Below are 20,552 nucleotides of genomic sequence, written 5' to 3'. Positions count from 1 at the left end.
GTATTCTGTAAAGTCAGAAGAAAGAAAAATCAGGTAACTTTATCAATGCCACTGATATTGCACAAGACCGAACAGGTTAACAATCGCTAATCTAGGGCTTTTTTTTCTATATTAGGCAATTTAATTCACTATTCGCTAAAAACTACTCAACTATGGTTAAAATTCCATCAGAGTAATACCAAAGTTAATAACGATTAACTTTGGCTCGGCACAGCAAAGTAACAAAACATTGCCGATCTCATGAAGTAAAAAATGAATGCTCAATATTCGTAGAAAATAGTGATTACCAAATGATGCTAATTAAATGACGACTCTTAAACGACGCTAATTAAATGAATAAGACACTCGTTCAATAATTAACGTACTTCTCGCCAATAAATTATTCTGTCATGACCACGATAACGACCGAAAAAAGCACTCGCTCTAGGATCATAAAGCGTGGTTGAAGACGTAGCATCCCAATCCCAATACCATTGCAACCAAGTAGGAACAGATAATGGTGCAGTCACTTGACCTCGGTAGTCTGTCGAGCCAGTAATAACTGCATTCCATAATAAGGTAAATTCACCGTTAGCAAAGCTAGTGGATTGGCCTGCTCTTGTAATCGCTTGCCCTGCAACCAATGCAGGCTCATATTTATAACCTAAAGTGGCATCATCAATCTGAGTCGCTAATGCAGGGGTTACCACACTGCAACTATCTTCAATATTTAGCATCCAATTGGTGCCATCCCAATACTCTGCACGAGTTGCCATTTGAAGCGTATCTTTTTCAGCACCATAAGTGTTGTCCATCACCACGCGACCATGACGAAAACGCTGAGTTGAAAGTTGCTTGGCATCACAAAAACTGCCACAACTACCTGATGTTGCCGCATTCATATCAGGATTGGCAACAAAAGCGTTATTGTCGGCGTTGCTACCTGAATGATTATTGTCGTTATCTTCAACAATAACTCCGATATCAAAACTATCAAACGGACCATCTTTTCCTGGGGCAGCAAGCCTGCTCAATGTCGCCATATAACTACTATCGACTGTTGCAATCCCTTCAATCCAAGAACTCGCCGTGACAGGCAATGAACTCAAGCGATTGCGTTTATCATCACCATCTAGGCTGTCAGCCCCCACCAATAGCGCAGTGGCCTTGGCGAAACTGTCTTTATAATTTTTAGTCACTTCGCTGCCAGTATTAAAGGCACTAATATTCATCGCCATTTGAAATGGCTGATCCATGTAGTTGAAGTTTGTACAAGCCGCAATAACACTGACACCGCTAATGGCAAATCTATCAGGTACAAAGCGGCCTATATTGCCCGAGCTAGCTAATGGAATATCGTAAAATGAGGAACCTTCATAACTTGAAGGCGGTTTTACTTTAAACTCAAACACACCAACTTCACTTATAGATTGCGTAATCGTATTAGTATTATTAGTTGCCGCATTATGGTCGTAGTTGCCAAGACTAAGGCTGCCTTCTTCACCAGGTTTAGGGGCTATTAACTCACTGGTTAAAGTCATCCCTGGGTGAATATAGTTAGGGGTAGATAAATTATCGCAAAAATCGACATCACCATCAGATTCCCACGCCATGCCTTGAATGGATAAATCAAACCCATCGCCCGCTTTTTTATACACATTGCAACTGCTATTTCCTGCTGCACAACTGGCATTAGTGTCAACGGGGTTAACACATAATCCGACAGGAAAGCTGACAAATAGGTCACTTCCAAGCATGATTAAGCCAACTTCGTCACCACTACCATCATATCGGGCATTTAATTGCATCTGACCAGCATCAGGGTAATTAACATCAATCTCGGCAATACCATTATTGTCAAAGTCCAAATTAATCGGTGTTCGGGTGCCGACACTTGTACCAATATTAGTTGCAGCACCAGAACCTGTCACCGACACATTTTGACCAGAGATAACGGTACTAGGCTCAACATAATCACTCCAAAATCCCACACTCTTGGTGACATCAGCAAATTGAGGAATACATTCCAGAGTTTCGCTATCTTTCTCTACTGCAGAGATATTAATGACCCCAGTGGGTTTATTCGCTAATTTATCTGGCACCTCAAAAATAAAGCCACTATCTGCAAAATTAAACGTACATTGCGCCGCTGTTGGGGGACTTCCTGCAACGCTACATAAGGTGGTGCTAAAAGGCTTAGCTCCTGGTGTTGAACCTGTGACATCCACAGTAACAGACCCTGCAGTATTGTTTCTTAGTTCTAGATTAGTGCTTCCACCACTAAAGCCAACCACATTACCTCCAATCCAACCGCCACCAGCAGTTATTGTTGCAGGGCTTAAGGTTGCGGTGACAAAATCCGGTACTGTTTGAGTACAGTCTGCATTAGCACAAGCTTTTAACGTCATCGGCTCAGCATTACAGGTTAACGCCGCACCAGTATGAGTGAATTCAAAATGGTCAATCACCACCCCTATCGGGTTGGAATCAAGCGCACAAATTTCAACATTATCAATTTCATGATTATTAGTTGCCCCACCTGTCGAGCCTGTTAATGATAGTAAAAAATCAGTAGGGACTTCCGACTGGTTAGGTTCTGATGCGGCATCAAAAGGGGAAATGAGCATTACGTAACCGTTGCCATCACCAGTGTCTCGCTCAACACTAACCATTGATTGTCCAGCCACTTGGGAGTCAACAGTTATACGATAGCGATGGTTTGAATTTTCATTATTATCGACGGTTGGCGATAAACAATTACCACTAGGATTCGTTGTACCATTGTCGCAAGTGCCACGTAAATAAGGGTACCCCGAAGTTCCTGCACCAGAACCGCGAATGGCAACCGATTGACGACGCCTGCCAGGTCCATCGGGTCCCCCCTCAATAGAGAAGTTACCATATTCATCAATACCGAAACCTAACCACCCACCAGCAAAACCATCTACATTCGAACGAGCACCGTAGCCTAATGGGCCACCATATGAACCTGGTTGAGGAGTAATTGAAGCATCGGATAGCACAAAAGCGATACCATCAGCACCGCTACCACCATAGGCATAATGATCAAATTCAATAGTCACTAAGTTATCAGCTGCGGGGAAAAGTCGCTGATATGTCGATGACGTTGCCTGATTACCAGCAGCTTCGGTTATCCGAAGTCGACTATTCACAATAGCAGGAATAAACCCACCACGACTTTCAGAGACCACCCAATCATCACCCACATCACTGCGATTAAAGTCATCAGTAAAACATTGCGTAAGCGGTACGGATTTCTCTAATGCAATAAAACTATAATTTTCCCAGATATGGCTACGATCAGTGTCGCGATAAGTATCTTCATCAATGCCCATACTCACAATAGAATTAGTGAGTTGGCATCGCCTTAGCCAACCTCCATCACCACCACGGCGACTATTTTTACCGGCCACAAAAATCGGCGGATTAGTAAACCCTTCAAGGTCAGAAGTATAAGCACATTGATAAGCCAGATTTTGAATACTGCCTGAAGTAAATGTCTGTGCTTGACCAAAATGATAATTGAGGTTTTCACTGTTTAATACAATAGAACCACTACCAGACGGTAAGCTCAAATAAGCAACGGTTTCAGAGTCTATTTGATTATTATCTAAATCACCTGGCTGACATTTACTGTTATTACTCCTCACTTCAGAGGTGTCCATCGCCAGTTGAATCCCCGTATTAGTGAATTGCGAAAGACTGGTCAGCCAGCAGTTATTAACTTGGGTTTGTATTTGATTTAGCAATACATTTTGTGACGAAGGTAAGTCCACATCGACATAGCGATCACTCGAATTGTTAGAGCCGATGTGCGCACTGTCGACCTCTACCGTCCCTGCAATAAGTTGCATACCATTGGGTAAATCATGGGTCCCCGCATTCACAGCTACCCAATGCACTTCGGTCATGGGTTCTGATTCTACATAACGATTACTGGGTGACTCAGGTTCTTTCTGCACCCAACTAAATCCAGTTGTTGTAGGCGTACCGTTTAAAAATACAGATGCCGGTCCATCATTACTGATATTGCCTTGCTCGATAGTTGGCATTAAAAATACAAGTGGGGTTACACTGTCAGGAAAAGCCGTATCAAAAGTCACACTTCCAGAAGTGGATTTACCGTATTGAATATGAAACGCTTCTGGTTGCGTTGTATCGCAGTTTGGAGTAACTGAAATTTCACCTTGGGTATCAGAAAACGTGACCGAAGCACTACCACCCATACTAATATTTTGAGCCGTCAGGCCACCATTAAGGTTAGCTGACCCACTTATCGTTGCTGCATTTTCGGATACAACATAAGCATTTAATGTCGCACCTCCGTTTAAAGTAAAATTGCCATAGCTATAAATTAAAAAGCGTTTGGGATCATCAATTAAATTTAGGTTGAAATGAGTATAATCACTTTGAATAAAAAAAGTGACAGAGCCATCATCAGGAAAGACTAAATTTACACCGCTGGTAATTGATAAGGTATCAATCCAATATTGACCTGGTGCTAGAATAATATTCCCTGAGCTACCACTTAAGCTGTTAATCCTATAAATACCTTCTGAATTTGAAGTGGTAAATTCAATTGTTCTATCACCGCCTCCGCCGATGGTAATACTCCCATATTCACCTTCAGAGATTTCGATAGTTTTTTCTTCCCACGACGGCGGGCCAATTACATCAGTACTTTCAGATTCACATTGAGAAAAATCTAGCCTATCAACTGGCAGTGAAGCAACGAAGTTACCTTCTTTACAATCTTTAGGGTTATTATTTGAAGGCACACATAGTTTTGCCGCAGCATCACCACCTTGCACATAATTATAAGTAGGTAGTTGTCCGTTAGTTGGTGCATTATAAATAAATGAACTATTTAAGTTGATACTACCTTGAGCATCTATGTTGTTTACTCCCTCAATGAAGGTATTACTCCAATCTGCTTTCACATGAGTAATAGGAGCAATTAATAACAATCCTAACGCTATTAGCTTGATAGTTAGGTGTACTGATTTAATTCCCACGGGCTTCTACCTCTACTTGTCGATTAACCCGCAAACAATCGGTAATTGCTGCATTACCAGTACAATTGCCTGTCTCACACACTGCATTACTGACAATTTTATATTGCGTCGTAACCCCTGCCGTTATCGGCGTACAAGTGACCGAAACACTACAGCCATGAAAACCAATCGTAGTTGGCGGTGTCCAAGCGTGAGTCGTTGAATTACATACCCCAATACCACCCGCAACAGGAAACAACACCGCTAGCTCAGCATCAGCGCCGCTATTAGCACTAAATAATGCTCTGGCACCCCATACTTCGACATTCACTGCTTCATCCCCATCTTCGAGCATACGAATTAAACTGCCTGCTAATAAAAACATCACCAGCAATACAAATACAGCAATCACTAACGCACTTCCCTGTTGGCTACGCAAAGGAAAAGAAGTATTAAATCTAGGCTTAGTCGATTGAGGATTATGGGACATTCGTCACCTGTACTTGATGCTGATATTTAAACGTCTCGCCATTGACACTAAAACGAGGCTCTAGATGCACAATAGAGTTGGTCATTAAATTTTGTTCGGTAACCTTGATTGCAGGCTCAAGCAAAAGACTATTACTGATGTTTTCAGCCATTAACACGCCAGTTCCCATACCTGAAGGCGCTGGCTGATCGGGAATATAGCCATAGTCAGAGTATCGATATAACTTAACGTCAGGAACTCCAGCAAGGCTTTCGAAGCAATAGCTAATAGGTTGGTTTGCAAAATATATTCTTTTAATTGTTGATTGTTCTGTAAACTGCACAGCACCAGTAAAGGTTAAGGTCATTTCATTGGCTGTGGTACTGGTAGATTGCACTTCAAAACGCTTATTTCTGCTCGCTTGATATATATCATTGACCCCACCAATGCTTGCATTAGCTAAAGGGTAAACGATAGCAAATTGACCACTATTAACACTCAAACCATTATCAATGATAGTACCGGTTGATGCTGCTGCATCAGGGTAAATAGGTAGATTAAGATAACTACTGCTAGATTCTATGGGTAATAGTTCAATACATTGAAAAGCACCTGAATTAGCCTCATTTAAACGCACACTGTTGGGCACAGCGTTACGAATATCACGAGTCATGCGCTCGACAGCAAAACGGCTTTGGCTAAGCACCTGATCGATCGAGCTGGATTCAACAAATATACGAGTGCCAAAAATCACAAAGCTGCTGACCCCAACAATCAAAATGCCCAATATTAAAATGACGGTAACCATTTCAACTAAAGTGAAACCGCCTTGCTTAGCCATTTTTTTAGTGCTTTGAAGCAACGCCATTAATAGTTACTCCTTACCGCTTGGTAACTAATAACTTCACCATTTGGCGTAGTCACTTCTACTGTAATCAATTTAGCAGCCTGCCCATTTAAATACTCCACATCAACTTCTAAACCGTAACCTAAATACACCTCAGCATAGGTTTGTGTTGAGTCGAGTATATTGCTGTTTATATTTAAGCCAATATAATCATCAACATCGTTATAGTCATTACGGCTTTCACCGTTTGGCCCTAAATTTGTTGAGCAAGCGACCCCTAATGGCGCATTACAGGCGGGAATACCGCCATTAGAATTAGTGTTTTCATCAAAGCGTTTAGCCCATATTTCATTCATCACCGAATGAGCAAGCTCAGCAGAGCGAACCCTTGATAATGTCTCAACGGCGCGATCGCCCTGTGGCAGTAACATTGAGGTCAGTAGTACGATAGCGATACTTAATACCAGCATACCCACCACAAGTTCAATTAAGGTAAAGCCCTTTGCTTTTGCCGTCTGATAAAGAGGAAATATTGAGCTTTTATAAGCCATGAATATAACCCTCTGCTTCCATCGCGATTTGCAAGGTTTCATCTGCAACCGCATTAAAACACACACCAGCACAGGTTAACGTCGAACGGCCATAATTATCAAAATCTAAAAAGAATGTGGATGAACTTGAGCTTATGAGTTCGATATAGGCGCCACCTTGAAAAGATTGCTCTATTTCAGTTCGAATGAGATTAGCTGTATTGCAGCCTGTTGAAGAGGGATTAATATTTTGGGAATAATGACTCTGTTGATAGCCCGTTGCAGTAACATTAATACGATAGCAGCGATCGCTGTTATTCATCGACTTTAACTGAACTTGTCTCAGTTCACTGATAAATTCATTACGTAAAGTATAAGCGCTGTAACTTGACTGGGGGATAAGTTTTGGGATCACGAATACCGCAATAATCCCAACAATCAGGATCGTCGTCACCAGCTCAACTAAGCTGAAACCAGTATTCAAGCGTTTATGCATAAACCGATGGATTAAGATCATTACTACCTATCAAAAACATACCTTTTGTTAGTATGGCAAAATATACCATAAACGTCTTGATATCCTTTATTAAAATATCTAATTAGCTGACTTGTTTAACATCATCGAATTAGGTTGTCTCTTTATCTGCAGGCAATAAAAAAGCCTGCGTAAGCAGGCTTTATTTTTTATAAATATTTTTATATTAGCAAGCAGAAGCTAAAGGAGTATCAGAAAACGTTGGAAGACTGCCGCTGACTGTTGACTCTTTATATTCGATAAAACAGGAATCTGGTGATCCGACTTGCTGAATTTTCACGTCACCGCTAGTACTATTACTGACTGTAACATCCCATTCTGAAGCATCAAATGATGCAGCATGTTCAATTGCAGCAGGAGTACCTGCAAGATAACCGTATACGGTCGCAACTAAATTACTTGGAGTAACAGCACCATCACTAATGCCAATATCAACTGAACCCAATAGCTTTTTCTCTTCACCAGCTAAAGCTGCTTTTGAATAAACTAAGCTGTTGGCACTTTGAATTGCCGCTTTAGCACCTTGCAAAGTTGATACACGAGCATCACCTTGAAGATTGATAAATTTAGGTGCTGCGACTACAGCAAGAATACCTAAGATGATAATGACTACCACTAATTCGATTAATGTAAAACCTTGTTGCTTTTGCATATATAAAAAACCTTAAAAATAGAACAACTTCAGCCCATCAATAACGAGCTTATTCAATTACAGCAACAATTTTACCACTTCAAACGTGACAGCAGTGTTATCCAGATTACAAAGTAAAAAATAATTTGGGCTTCAGAAACTAAAAGCCTGCATAAGCAGGCTTTTAACAATATAACTAGGTTAATTAGCAAAGAGAGGGGTCTGCAATTGCGACGTAAATTGGGAGCGTTGAAGAGGTTGCTTCGGTATAAGTCAATGTGCAAGTATCAGGCGCCCCACGTTGGTAAATTACAACATTAGTTGCTGCAGTAGAAGAAGCCTCATTGCGCTCAATAATCCAATCATTAGTACCTGTATCGACGTTTACAATATCGTCAAAGGAAACATCTAAGGCCTTTTCTAATTCCTCTTGTTTCGCTTGTAGGTAACCATATTGAGTAACCGCGATTGCACTACCTAAATCGACAGCGGGAGGCATCGTGTCATCAAAAGCTTTTTTCTCTTCTCCTGCCAAAGCCGCTTTTGAAAATACTAAAGAGTTACCACTTTGAATTGCTGCTTTCATTCCTGCCAATGCTGAAACTCTTGCATCACCTTGCAAGTTAATAAACTTCGGCGCTGCAACTACTGCAAGAATACCTAAAATGATAATGACGACCACTAACTCAATTAATGTAAAACCATTTTGCTTTTGCATATAAAAACCTTCTAAAAATTGAATCGATTCTGTTTATTAATAATGAGTATATTTAATTATCGCAGCCATTGTGTCATTTTAAAAATTATAACTTTTCCATCAGAAGTATACATTTATAATAATGTTGTATTAAGCATAAAAAAGCCTGCATAAGCAGGCTTTTTTATAATGTTAACAATTATTAGCAATCGTCAGATTTTACCGTGTAAGTAGGTAAATCACCTTCTAGCAAAGCTGGTATATATTCCAAATGACAATCTTTAGCATCATTCGATGTACCATCATCATAAGGTGAACTAGTCTGGTATAAAATAGCTGCATCAGCCTGAGGGTCAGCCCCTTCAACAACTGTCCAATCATTAGCTGTATCAATTTCAAGCGCATCTACCAATGAGTCTTCATCACTTTGTAAATAACCAAATTGAGTATTAACTGTATCTGATACAGCCGAACCTATTTGAATAGTCGCGTCATCATTCTTCTCTTCGCCTGCAATAGCAGCTTTTGAGTAAACTAAAGTGTTGGCACCTTGTAATGATGCTTTTAAACCATCTAAAGTTGACTTGTATGCATCACCTTGAAGGTTAATAAACTTAGGCGCTGCTGTTACCGCTAAAATACCTAAAATGATAATAACGACAACTAACTCAATTAACGTAAAACCTTGTTGTTTCTGCATAATGTATGCCCCTACTTAAAATAATAAAGTGAAATTTTAATTTATATCCCACTTAACAATCCATATCTTGTGGTTTGATATTTTGTTTTAGATTATCACGATGTAAATTCGTATTAATCTGATTACAGCTTTCTAAACGTTAGTACTAAGATTAATCGTTGCTAAAGCTTAATACTTGGCCGGTACCAGGGTTATAAACAACCCCTTTAGCGCCTACGGTATCTAAGTCTGGAGTCGGGGTTGGTACACCTGAATTCTGGTTTAGTACCAGTGATGCAACTTGGTGGTAAACACACAAGTCGATATTTGTCACTGTTGAGCCATCAATACCAATAGCATCACCACCTGCGCCACCTTGAACTCTTACGGTATAACGTTCATCGCGTGCATCTTGGTTAAACAGCACATTTCGCGGAGCACTTTGTAGTACATTATCAAACACTTCTTGGCATGATGCATTGCTCATTGCTGTTACACTGGTATTGGTAACACCCGTTGGAAAACCAAAGCGAGTATCCAGTGACACGCTAGTGCCATCAAGAATAACAGAGGTATTACGACGTCCGTCAACTTCCCACTGTGCGCGAACAAAGCCAACTGCGGTCGCTAAACCACCCGCAACACCTTCAACACTGGCATTTTGTGCATCTTCAGTCACATTTAAAAAACGAGGGATAGCTGTAGCAGCTAATAACCCTAAAATGACGATTACGATAACCAATTCGATTAACGAGAAACCTTGCTGTTTTAACTTCATATTAAATTACCTTTGTTGCGACTGACATACGTATCATAAAATTGTAGTCTCAGTGACCATTGTTGCTCAGCTAAAGCTTACATGTAAATAAATTCTAGCATTAAACTTATATTTAAGCATTTGTATTACTTATTTTTAATCAGAACCTCCGACAAATATCACACGCCCCGAAGAAACTTGATAGCTTATGCTGCCACTTTGCGGTGTTGCAAAATGGCAAATTTCTGACTCTGGTTGATAATTTACCACTACTTTTAAATTAAGCAATTTACTTGCCATAAGTTTCCCCCACCAATCACTGCATCCTTGTGATGATAAACTGCTAAGTATCGGCCATCCATTAGAAGACATATTAATCACGTTATCTCTAGGCTGCTCATCCACTGTAAGCGAACTGATTTTTTCCCACCTCAGCTTCAAAGTCTTAGGTTTGCCTTGACTGAGCCACTGACTTTTAACCATCGCTAGTACATATAACATCCGACTATGCTCTAGCTCTAAGCTTTTTACACCGACATTATCAACACTTGAAAAGTGCTTGGTACCAATCACACCAATAACCACTAACACTAACGTCAAAGTGATTAAACGTGTGTAGGTTTTAAGTAGATCGCTTTCTGATTGCTGCTGTTTTTGCATTATGCAAATGACTCACTGTTGTTATCGATTTGCATGATTATCCTTTAACAACATTAAGCATATCCCACATAGGAAGGTAAATACCCAAGGCTAATATCAATACAATACCGGCCACAAAGCCGATCAAAATAGGTTCTAATTTGGCAGTGAGATTTTTTAAATCGTAATCGACCTCACCTTCATAAAAGTCGGCGGCATCATTAAGTAAACTGTCTATCTGACCCGTTTCTTCACCAACAGCAACCATTTGCAATACCAAAGGCGTGAATAAACCACTTTGATTAGAGACCCTAAGCATAGATTCGCCAGATTCAATGCCTCGGCGCATGGCCACTATACGATCGTGCATATAGCTATTATCTACTGCATCCGCAACCAAACTTAATGCCTGAGTCATGGGGACACCTGCACTTAGCATCATCGAAAAACTTCGGCAATATCGAGATAAGGTAGACCTTTCAATAATTGATCCTACAGCAGGAATATGTAGCTTCCATTTATCCCATTGCCGCTCACCTTTTGCGGTGTGATGCCAATACCGAATGCCAATTATCGTCGCCACCAAAGCAACAATCATAATATGCCAATAGTTTACGAATAAACTTGAGGTGGTCATTAGGACTCTTGTTGCCCAGGGCAACTCAGCACCAAAGCGTGAAAACATATCGGCGAATTTAGGGATAACCATAATGTTCAATATCACCATCGCAATCGAAATCGCAATCAACACGAAAATGGGATATCGCATGGCTGATTTTATTCGACGACGAGTTTCTTGTTCGCGCTCGATATAACTTGATAACTGTGTAAATGCGTCTTCTAATCTACCGGTATTTTCGCCCACATGAACCATTGAGATAAACAATGAATCGAATATGTCTTGGTGTTGATTCATCGCAGCTGACAAGGGTCTACCCGAAGTTAATTGCTGCGAAATATCATTTAGTGCATCTTTCATTCTTTGGGAATGAGTGGTTTCAGCAAGTCCGGCAATTGCACGTAAAATCGGAATGCCCGATCGGGTCAGCGAATACATTTGTCGGGTAAAAATCTGTAACTCTTCTAATGACACTTTTTGAACAAAAATACTGCCAATACTAAATGATTGTGTTTGCTTAACTTCACGCAGTTCGAGCGGAATGATCCCACGAGACATGAGCGCATCAGCTGCGCTGCTCTCGTTTGCTGACTCAATGTGTGCGTTTACTGCTGCACCTTGAGAATTCCGGCCTCGATACTGGTAAGTAGGCATAATTAACTCCCTACCCCAGTGTTAGTTGGTGTCGAATCTGGCATTAAAATTTCATTCACGTCTTCTACTAATTTTGCTACTTCTTCAATGGTCGTCATGCCATTAAATAAATACTCAAAAGCAGAATCAGCTAAGGGGATAAAACTTGGGCTTAGTTTTGCTGCACGGGCAAAATCTTGCGGATTACCAGTTCGCATCGCATCGACCATGGCTTCATCAAGTTCTAGTAATTCAAAAATACCAATACGACCACGATAACCAGAGCCATTACAACTTTGACAGCCGACACCCACTTTAAATGTTGCTTGGCTAAAATCGACCTTGGATGAAGCTTTCATCCAGGCAAGTTCGCCGACTGTTGGTTGGTAATGAGTGACACAATTCGAACAAACACGTCTTACTAGACGCTGCGCAATAATGACTCGTAATGCACTGGCCACAAGATAACTCGCTGCGCCCATATCTAACAGTCGTAAGGCACTCGTAATCGCATCATTGGTATGCAAGGTAGATAATACAAAGTGACCCGTTAATGCGCCTCGTAAACCAATTTCGACGGTTTCTTGGTCACGCATCTCACCAACCATAATAATATCGGGATCTTGACGAAGTGTGGTTCTTAACACGTTAGAAAAGTCTAAGCCAATTTTATGGTTAACTTGTACTTGGTTAATCCGCGGCAATTGGTATTCCACCGGATCTTCTACGGTAATAATTTTTGTATCCGCTTTGTTTAACTCACTTAAAATACCGTACAAGGTGGTTGTTTTACCGCTACCTGTTGGCCCTGTCACCAATAACATCCCGTGTGGACGCTTAATTTGTTTACGTATGCGCTCCAAGATATGGTTTGGCATGCCGGTTTCGTTAAGCGTTAGCAAACCTGCAGATTGGTCAAGCAGACGCATAACCACTGATTCGCCATGGTAAATTGGCATCGTCGACATACGAATATCAATTTTATGGCCTTTGACTTCGATATGAAAACGGCCATCTTGCGGCATACGCTTTTCTGAAATATCTAGGCCAGCCATCAGTTTCAAACGCAGTACTAGCGCTGAGGCAATATTGACTTCATCTAGGGTATTTTCATGTAACTGCCCATCGATACGTTGACGAATACGTAGCACTTTTTCGCCTGGTTCGATATGAATATCTGATGCACGCATTTGTACCGCATCTTCAAAAATTGATTGTAGAAGCTTAACAACGGTTGTTTCATTGTCGCTATCGCCATCAGTGATGCTCGCCAAATCGAACATATCATCTGCAGCGTATTCTTCTTCTAACTCTCCGGCAATTTTAGCGATTTCATCAGTGCGTCGATAAAGGTTATCGAAGGCATCCAGTAACTGTTGCTCTGGCGTTACTGCAATAGTGATTCTTTTCGGTGCAATGAACACTTCTAAATTATCAATGGCTTGTAAGTCAGCAGGATCACTCATTGCTAACGTTACGGTATCCGAAGTCGCCTCAACGACTAACGCGCGATAACGCCTTGCTTGCACTTCAGGGATCAGATTAACGACCTCTGGAGGTATCGATAATCTACTGATATCTAGATAAGGTAAATTGAGCTGCTGCGACAAGAACTGCAACAATTGATCTTCAGTAATACTATTGAGATCAATAAGCGTACGACCCAATTTTTTACCTGAATTACGTTGCTCTGCTAACGCCTGCATTAGCTGGTCATTAGAGATAATATGCTCTTGAACTAAAAGATCGCCCAAACGCATTTTTAATTTAGGTTTCATTGGCTACCTCCTAGTTGTATTAATCGTTGTTCTATATATGTCATAGCGCCCGTTGATAAACCTCTATAAGACATTGCTTTTCGGTAGGCATCTGCCGCTTGCGAATATTGTTGCTGTGAATCTAATGCATAAGCTAATCCCATCCACCAGCGAGCTTGCGAAGGTTCAAGGGTTAACAATGACCGATAGGCTGATTCAGCTATCTCAAATTGGCCATTCTTCTGAGCAATATCGCTTTGCAATATCCACTTATCTCTAGCCCATTCACTATTATCATCAATGGCATTAAGCGTATTAAGTGCTTTGTCAGCATTAAAGGCCGCGTTTTCTACCTTTGCTTTTAAAACCACAAGTTCAACTTCTTCAGGGAAAAGATTCACCCCTTGCGCTAAAATTTGCTGTGCTCTACCCAGGTTATTAACTGAGTAATACAATGCCGCTAATTGCTTACGCGCCTGATGCATTGAAGGCTGTAATACCAGTGCTTCATAATAATTTTTGATAGCTTGATCTATTTTTTGCTTTTGTTCTGCCGTTTCTGCTGCATTAAATTTCTTTTGTGCTAATTGCTCATTGGTTAACATAACTTCTTTCACAGCCATATGACCTTTTTCATTGGCATTAGTCACTGTTGCAGGCTGTTTGTTTGACACTTTCACATCAGTATATTTTTTAGCTGATGTTGTTTTTACGTCTGTATCAAAGCTTGATGAACGTGTTGTTTGCTCATAGCGAACTTGCACTGAAGACTCTTTATCTGACTTTTTATCTCTATTTACTTCAACATCTTCACCGGTTACGGCAACTATTTTTGTTTCTGGTTCGGACAAAACTGAATTGTCAGGTTTGGTGCTTTTAGCAACGACAACTTCACTCTGCACATCTGTTCCATCAAAATTATCTATTTGTTTTTCGTTTGCAGCTTTATCAAAAGCTGCCACTAGATCGGCATTATCAACAGTTTCAATTGAAGCCTCTGCGCTTGCAGCATTATTAACTTCAATGCTCTCAGTAGTTACGCCTTCTGTTATTCTTCCTAGCTCAACATTTTCTCTAGCTGGTATATCTGCATCAATCTGATTTTCAGCTAGCGGCTGCATGTCATGTAATTGCTGAGCCTGTCGATAAAGCATGTAACCCAATATCGACATTGCCAACAACATGACAATGGCAACAATCACACCTTTATTAGACGATTGACTCGTTGAACTCGGCTGCACAGCACTCTGAAACTGGACTTCTGGGCTGATAAACCCCTGTCGTTGTGTTTCTACGTTGCCAACTGACTGCTGTCGTTTATCTAAATCTTTCAATACTTTATTAATGACGCTCATATTGACTCTCTTAAAATAGATAACCAGTCAACATCGGCAATCAATAGCATCACCAGTGAAGCGCTTATAATTAAAATTCCAAACACCCAAGCATTCATGCGGTTACTGGGTAACACTACATCCGCGTCTTCAGTATCAATAATTGCTGCTTTGCAATGCTTGCTTAACACTTGTTGCTTACCTTCAGCAAAACACAGCAATAGCGCTTTATTGGCAATAATATTTACTAATCTCGGTATGCCTCGAGCCGCTTGTGCTATTAGCTTAATATCTTTATCGCTGAATAACTGGTTGCCTTGATAGCCTGCAACACCCAAGCGATATTCAATATAGGCTTTTATCTCGTCCCAAATCAGCGGTCTAAGGTTATAGCTAAAAGTAATACGCTGCTTCAACTGCCTTAATGATGGTGCTTGTAAACGGTTATCAAGTTCTGGCTGACCAAATAACACCACCTGTATTAACTTCGCGCTTTCAGTTTCTAAATTGGTGAATAACCTTAGTGTTTCCAAACTTTGATTAGGCAAGGCTTGCGCTTCATCTAATACTAAAATCACTTTAAAACCTTGGCCATTAAGCTCGAGTAAGCGAGTTTGGATAAGCCCTGTTAACTGTTGTTGGTTCAAGTCATTTTGTATTTCTAAACCAAGCTCTGCAGCTAATGCCCATCGAAGTTCATCGGGGCTTAAATAGGGGTTTGGTACATAAGCACAATGGTAATCACTGGGTAAATCATTCATCAATTTACGACAAATCAATGTTTTCCCTGTACCAACCTCACCTGTAACCTTAATGAAACCTTCACCATTGGCGATGGCAATTTGCAGCACTTGCAGCGCTTCCACATGAGGCGTTAAGCCAAAGAAAAACTGAGTATTTGGCGTCAATGTAAATGGTAATTGACCCAGGCCAAAGTGCTGCTGATACATAGTGTTAGCCCGTAATTAACCCGTTACTCTTCCTCTGGATACCAACGGTCTAATAGATCTTTTGAACGTTTTAGCTCATTCGTCCAAGTATCTGCCCCCACCACTGTAGGTTTAAGCATGATAATGAGCTCAGTTTTCTTGGTTGATCTACTGCGATTGGTAAATGCTTCACCAAGGAATGGAATATCACCGAGTAGCGGTACTTTTGACACGACTTCAATATTCTCACTCTTCATCAGTCCGCCGATCACGACTACATCACCTGAAGCCGCTTTAATCACGGTGTCTGACTCACGAATTTCACTTTGGGCTAATGGTAGCTCTAGTGACGATCCACTTACCTTAATTTCTTTAATTTGCTCAGAGACTTCAATAACTGAAGGATGAACATGTAAAAGGACATTACCTTCACCATCAATTTGAGGCGTAACATCTAATGCGATACCAGAGAAGAAAGGCGTTAACTCAACTTGAGGGGTGGTTACAGGGGTTGTTCCTGCGACAGTAGTAGAAGATACATCAGTAACGAAGTATTCATCATTACCCACTTTAATTACTGCTTTTTGGTTATTCGATGCTGTGACTCTTGGGCTTGAAAGTACATCAACATCCCCTTGCGTATCCAATAGGCTGATCATGGTACTGAAATCCGTACCCGTTAAACTAATTGAGGTCACGCCACCAATAACATTAGTTATTTGATCACTTAAGCCACTACCAGGAGAAGTACCAAAGCCAATATCCGTACTACCAGCATGACCAAGGACATTGTCCCATTGAATCCCTTGTTGATAACCATCCGACAAGGTGACTTCTAAAATTTTGGCTTCTAGTATTACCTGGCGTTGTAGATGGGTTTCGGCAATATCTAAGAATTTACTCACTTGACGAAGTTCATTTGGATAAGCTCTTACTGTCACTAAGCCAGCTTGTGGAGTAATAACAACTTGTCGGCCACCGCCAGTATCGCCAATTATCGACTCTAAGGTTTTTTCTAATTCACCCCAAAAATTTGTTTTGGTGGTTGAGCGAATAAAGGTGCCATTAGTATTGTCACTACTATCACTGTTACTACTATTGCCGCTATTGCTGTTGTTTGAATTACTGTTGCTACTATTGGAATTACTATTGCTAGACCCTGAACTTGAATTGTCATTACCATCAGAAATTCTGCCGGAACTAACAGACGTTAATGACAAACCTTCACGTTCCATATAAATATAATTTAGCGGATAGGTTTCAGTTCGCATACCTGCAGGGAAAATACGTAAAATACGCCCTTCTTGGCTAACTTCATAGCCGTAAATGTCTTCAATTACCTTGATAACTTCAGATAATGTCACCCCATTTAACGAGACTGAAATACTACCCGTCACATCTGGGTGAACAGCCACACTTAACGGCGTACCTTGAACAAGACTAGGGAAAAATACTTTCGCATCGACATCGTTTGCTGATACATCGAAACGTCGCTCTTTTGGCAAGCTAGCAGCAGAGCCGCCTAACAAACTTGAACCGTTTAATTCACGCTGTACGTCTTCTGGCATCAACGCTGGCGGCGGTACAATATTTTCGGCCATTTCAGCTTGTTCAAGCGACTGAGCCAGTTCACTTTTAGCAGTGCCAGGATCGGGTCTGTCGGTGGTTTGGCAACCAAGCAAACACAAAGATAGCAGAGGGGTTACATATTTAATCACATTCATTGTTATTGTTTTCCTATCGCTCTGTTATCGATTGAAATAGCTTTAGTTTTCTGCCATCTGACAAGTTGACATAATGCTTTCCAATATATTCAATTCGTACCCCTTCAATGCTGTCGCCAACAAATACTATCTTGTTGTTAATAACCGCATGGGGTTTATTACTGTTCACGATACTATTGAGCACCAAAGATTCAGGCTGATTCACACTCGTTGAGCTGACAACAAAACCTTGACCTGGTAACGTTGGATCTCGCAGTGATTTAGCCATTATCGATGTGCTTAAAAATATAAAGCTTAAAGCGATAATTTGGGTGAGTATGAGTATGTGCTTATTGTGCAACACTAATAAACTCCTTATTAATACTTAAGGTATAAAGCTCAATTTCAACCGTTGCATTGGGATGTTGATCAACATGGTAATTCAGTCTTTTCCAATATAACTTATCTGGCATCGCTTCAATTGATTCAATAAATTTCAAGATAGAGAAGTAGCGACCTTCTAAAGTCAGTCTAATGCCATGGCTATAGAGGTTCATTTTGTCCTCTTCACCCACCTGCAATAGTGCTTTAGGCGCTATAGAACCAAACGAAAGTAACTTCACATCGTTAATATTACCCAACAGATTTGTGAGTACGGTAGGCATATAATTAGCGGGTACCATGGAGATCATCTGTTCATCCAAATTGGCATCCATCTGCTCTGATTCCGTTTCAATCAGCGCTAACCGATTACGATAATCGGTATTCGGATCCATTGATAATCTTTGTTCATACAAGTCAATTTGCTGTACTGAGACATTATTTTCATTCTCAATTTGAATGACTTGTTTTGATAATTTTTGCTGCTGAAGCCAAATACTTTCAACCGGTAAATATACAATCATCGCCATCACCACCAGAGTAGCGACGGTAATTAACACCCGCTCTCTTTGGCTTAGCACATTAAACTGTGACTCCAGTTTATTCCACGTTTGCTTCATTATTTAGCCCCCTGTTCTGGCGTGCTAGATAATTTAAATGCCAAGGGTTGGTCATCTCCTCGATCCATTGTCATGGTCGCAAAGGCATATCCTTTAAGGGTTTCAGTATTCTTTAAACGCTCAACCCATAATGGAATACTTTGAGGGTGAGCACCAAAGCCTTCAAACTCAAACTGCTGCTCGTTGATTACAATACGCTTTAACCACACAGAACTATCAGATACGGATGCAAGGTCGGTTAATAATCCCGAATAACCACGACTGATCATATTATCTCGTTGCTTTATTTCCGCAGATAATAATCTTTTAAGTTCTAATCGTTGTTGACCCAGTTCTACTCTGGAAACCAAACCTGCGTCAGGCTTTCGATTTGAAATTTGTAATTCTAAATCACTTTTTTGTTCATTAAACCGCTGCTGCTCTTTCGATATTTGTGCATGTGTTTTTTCTAAGCCTGAAACAGACCAAAAACCAATAGACCAAATAATAGTAGTGATAACAACCAAAGCAGCTACCGCCATCATCATTCTTTCAAATGACAATCTAAGCTTTGCCGGTAATAAATCGGCACTGAATAAATTAACTGTGGTTTTAATCATGCTTTGCCTCCAGTTAATAATGAACCAGCCAATAGCGAGTAAGACATCATTGAGAAATGACTACTGACAGAGTCATGCTGAATAGCATTCACATTTTGATTAAAATTTTGTGAGACTAAAGGCACCAGGGCTTGATATTCACCACCAATGAGTAAATCAATCGAGCCAACAGGTGCTTGACGTAGCTGACTTTCGAAATAGTCCATCGAGCGCTGAATTTCTAAACTTAAGTTATCTGCTAATCCAAATTCTAAATCTTGGGCACTGGCTTTATCTATTTGAGTAAACCCTCTTACTCGGCGCTGCATTAACAGCTCACCTTGTTTCACTACGGTCAGTAGCAACTCCTGACCGGAAACATGGCTGACAATCATGTGAGAAAGATCATCTTGGAATATTGTTGTCATTGCCAGCTCTTCAATACTGATGCCTGCGATAACAAAGCCCTTTTCTTCACTCACCTGAGCCAAGTTTGATAACTGTTGTTTATTTGCCACAACAACATTTATTTTCCCGCTAGCGGTGAGTGATGACTCAAAATAATCTAATTGGATATTGGACACGGGTTCTGACACTAAATCTTTAACTGACCAAAGCAGTGCCTGTTTTAATTCTTCTGCGGGAACATTGGGTTTATCTGCAGCTATTAACTGATAGAAGCTTTCCCCAAGTACAATCTGTAGCTTTGCTGCACCGTGACCGTCAAAAATGGCAGTGAAAGCTTCGGTCCAATTATCGCCATCAAAGGCAATTTTGTAACTAACACCTTCAATTGGAAATTTTGATTGAGGTTCTGTTGCTAAATCAGCTCGTTGCTCCGCGGTGCCACCCACATTACTTTTAAACACATAAATGGAGTCCGCAGCTACATACAGTCCAAGCTCACCCACTGGAATGTTTTGGCGCCAAAAAGTTAATTTATTTAAAAAACCATTTTTCATTCAGAAACCTGTGCGTAGATGACTATCAAATGTAATTATGTAGATACACATTAAGTGCTAAACCCACAAAACAAACCCGCAACAACAGCAGGCAACTAGCAAACATTCAACAGTAAAAATAACGTTTAAAGGATAAAAATACGTCAAAAATATATCTTGTGACATTTTACTCTCTAATCATCTAATTTTATAGAAAAAATAATCAGATAATTATCGTGTATATCAAAGATAGAATGTTATTTATTGATACACAAGTTT

At 40.5% G+C, this 20,552-nt stretch carries 19 protein-coding genes; all 19 read right to left on the bottom strand.

Annotation, left to right across the window (positions count from 1 at the left end; all coding sequences use genetic code 11):
- Positions 1 to 356 precede the first annotated feature (356 nt).
- The 19 genes from FPK91_RS16060 to FPK91_RS15970 all read right to left on the bottom strand — a co-directional run bounded on the left by FPK91_RS16060 (position 357) and on the right by FPK91_RS15970 (position 20,294).
- Complete coding sequence (locus FPK91_RS16060) at positions 357 to 5,015, bottom strand: DUF6701 domain-containing protein (RefSeq protein ID WP_144212328.1); 4,659 nt, start codon at positions 5,013 to 5,015, stop codon at positions 357 to 359.
- Complete coding sequence (locus tag FPK91_RS16055; protein ID WP_144212326.1) at positions 5,005 to 5,484, bottom strand: MSHA biogenesis protein MshP; 480 nt, start codon at positions 5,482 to 5,484, stop codon at positions 5,005 to 5,007. Before FPK91_RS16055 ends, FPK91_RS16060 begins: the two co-directional genes overlap by 11 nt.
- Positions 5,474 to 6,331, bottom strand: a complete 858-nt coding sequence (locus tag FPK91_RS16050; RefSeq protein WP_144212324.1) for a PilW family protein — start codon at positions 6,329 to 6,331, stop codon at positions 5,474 to 5,476. Before FPK91_RS16050 ends, FPK91_RS16055 begins: the two co-directional genes overlap by 11 nt.
- A complete protein-coding gene (locus FPK91_RS16045; RefSeq protein WP_144212322.1) occupies positions 6,331 to 6,861 on the bottom strand; it encodes a type IV pilus modification PilV family protein in 531 nt (176 codons plus the stop codon). The genes FPK91_RS16050 and FPK91_RS16045 overlap by 1 nt, the downstream gene beginning before the upstream one ends.
- The gene (locus FPK91_RS16040; RefSeq protein WP_227006591.1) at positions 6,851 to 7,357 is read right to left on the bottom strand and encodes a type II secretion system protein; all 507 of its coding nucleotides are present in this window, start codon (positions 7,355 to 7,357) and stop codon (positions 6,851 to 6,853) included. Before FPK91_RS16040 ends, FPK91_RS16045 begins: the two co-directional genes overlap by 11 nt.
- A gap of 184 nt (positions 7,358 to 7,541) precedes the next feature.
- On the bottom strand, positions 7,542 to 8,027 hold the full coding sequence (locus tag FPK91_RS16035) for a type II secretion system protein (protein WP_144212320.1): 486 nt from the start codon (positions 8,025 to 8,027) through the stop codon (positions 7,542 to 7,544).
- A gap of 184 nt (positions 8,028 to 8,211) precedes the next feature.
- A complete protein-coding gene (locus FPK91_RS16030) occupies positions 8,212 to 8,724 on the bottom strand; it encodes a type II secretion system protein (protein ID WP_144212318.1) in 513 nt (170 codons plus the stop codon).
- 181 nt (positions 8,725 to 8,905) lie between these two features.
- Positions 8,906 to 9,403, bottom strand: a complete 498-nt coding sequence (locus FPK91_RS21230) for a pilus assembly FimT family protein (protein WP_193559171.1) — start codon at positions 9,401 to 9,403, stop codon at positions 8,906 to 8,908.
- A gap of 151 nt (positions 9,404 to 9,554) precedes the next feature.
- Complete coding sequence (locus tag FPK91_RS16020) at positions 9,555 to 10,160, bottom strand: pilin (protein ID WP_144212314.1); 606 nt, start codon at positions 10,158 to 10,160, stop codon at positions 9,555 to 9,557.
- Positions 10,161 to 10,295: 135 nt separating this feature from the next.
- Complete coding sequence (locus tag FPK91_RS16015; protein WP_144212312.1) at positions 10,296 to 10,799, bottom strand: MSHA biogenesis protein MshF; 504 nt, start codon at positions 10,797 to 10,799, stop codon at positions 10,296 to 10,298.
- A 37-nt stretch (positions 10,800 to 10,836) separates the two neighbouring features.
- A complete protein-coding gene (locus tag FPK91_RS16010; protein WP_144212310.1) occupies positions 10,837 to 12,051 on the bottom strand; it encodes a type II secretion system F family protein in 1,215 nt (404 codons plus the stop codon).
- Positions 12,052 to 12,053: 2 nt separating this feature from the next.
- Positions 12,054 to 13,808, bottom strand: a complete 1,755-nt coding sequence (locus FPK91_RS16005) for a GspE/PulE family protein (protein ID WP_144212308.1) — start codon at positions 13,806 to 13,808, stop codon at positions 12,054 to 12,056.
- A complete protein-coding gene (locus FPK91_RS16000; RefSeq protein WP_144212306.1) occupies positions 13,805 to 15,142 on the bottom strand; it encodes a tetratricopeptide repeat protein in 1,338 nt (445 codons plus the stop codon). Before FPK91_RS16000 ends, FPK91_RS16005 begins: the two co-directional genes overlap by 4 nt.
- Positions 15,139 to 16,071, bottom strand: a complete 933-nt coding sequence (locus FPK91_RS15995; protein WP_144212304.1) for an ExeA family protein — start codon at positions 16,069 to 16,071, stop codon at positions 15,139 to 15,141. The genes FPK91_RS16000 and FPK91_RS15995 overlap by 4 nt, the downstream gene beginning before the upstream one ends.
- Positions 16,072 to 16,094: 23 nt before the next feature.
- Complete coding sequence (mshL, locus tag FPK91_RS15990; RefSeq protein WP_144212302.1) at positions 16,095 to 17,774, bottom strand: pilus (MSHA type) biogenesis protein MshL; 1,680 nt, start codon at positions 17,772 to 17,774, stop codon at positions 16,095 to 16,097.
- Between the two features lie 13 nt (positions 17,775 to 17,787).
- Positions 17,788 to 18,042 carry an MSHA biogenesis protein MshK gene (locus FPK91_RS15985; RefSeq protein ID WP_144214482.1) on the bottom strand — a complete coding sequence of 85 codons (255 nt, stop codon included), beginning with the start codon at positions 18,040 to 18,042 and terminating at the stop codon, positions 17,788 to 17,790.
- Between the two features lie 61 nt (positions 18,043 to 18,103).
- On the bottom strand, positions 18,104 to 18,754 hold the full coding sequence (locus FPK91_RS15980) for an MSHA biogenesis protein MshJ (RefSeq protein ID WP_144212300.1): 651 nt from the start codon (positions 18,752 to 18,754) through the stop codon (positions 18,104 to 18,106).
- Entirely contained in the window at positions 18,754 to 19,353 is a 600-nt protein-coding gene (locus tag FPK91_RS15975) for a PilN domain-containing protein (RefSeq protein WP_144212298.1), read from the bottom strand. Before FPK91_RS15975 ends, FPK91_RS15980 begins: the two co-directional genes overlap by 1 nt.
- Positions 19,350 to 20,294: an MSHA biogenesis protein MshI gene (locus FPK91_RS15970; RefSeq protein ID WP_144212296.1), complete on the bottom strand. Its 945-nt coding sequence runs from the start codon at positions 20,292 to 20,294 to the stop codon at positions 19,350 to 19,352. The genes FPK91_RS15975 and FPK91_RS15970 overlap by 4 nt, the downstream gene beginning before the upstream one ends.
- Between the last annotated feature and the right edge of the window lie 258 nt (positions 20,295 to 20,552).

The organism is Shewanella donghaensis, assembly GCF_007567505.1.
In the GTDB taxonomy this organism is placed as follows: domain Bacteria; phylum Pseudomonadota; class Gammaproteobacteria; order Enterobacterales; family Shewanellaceae; genus Shewanella; species Shewanella donghaensis.
This window is presented reverse-complemented; position numbering and strand designations above follow the sequence as displayed.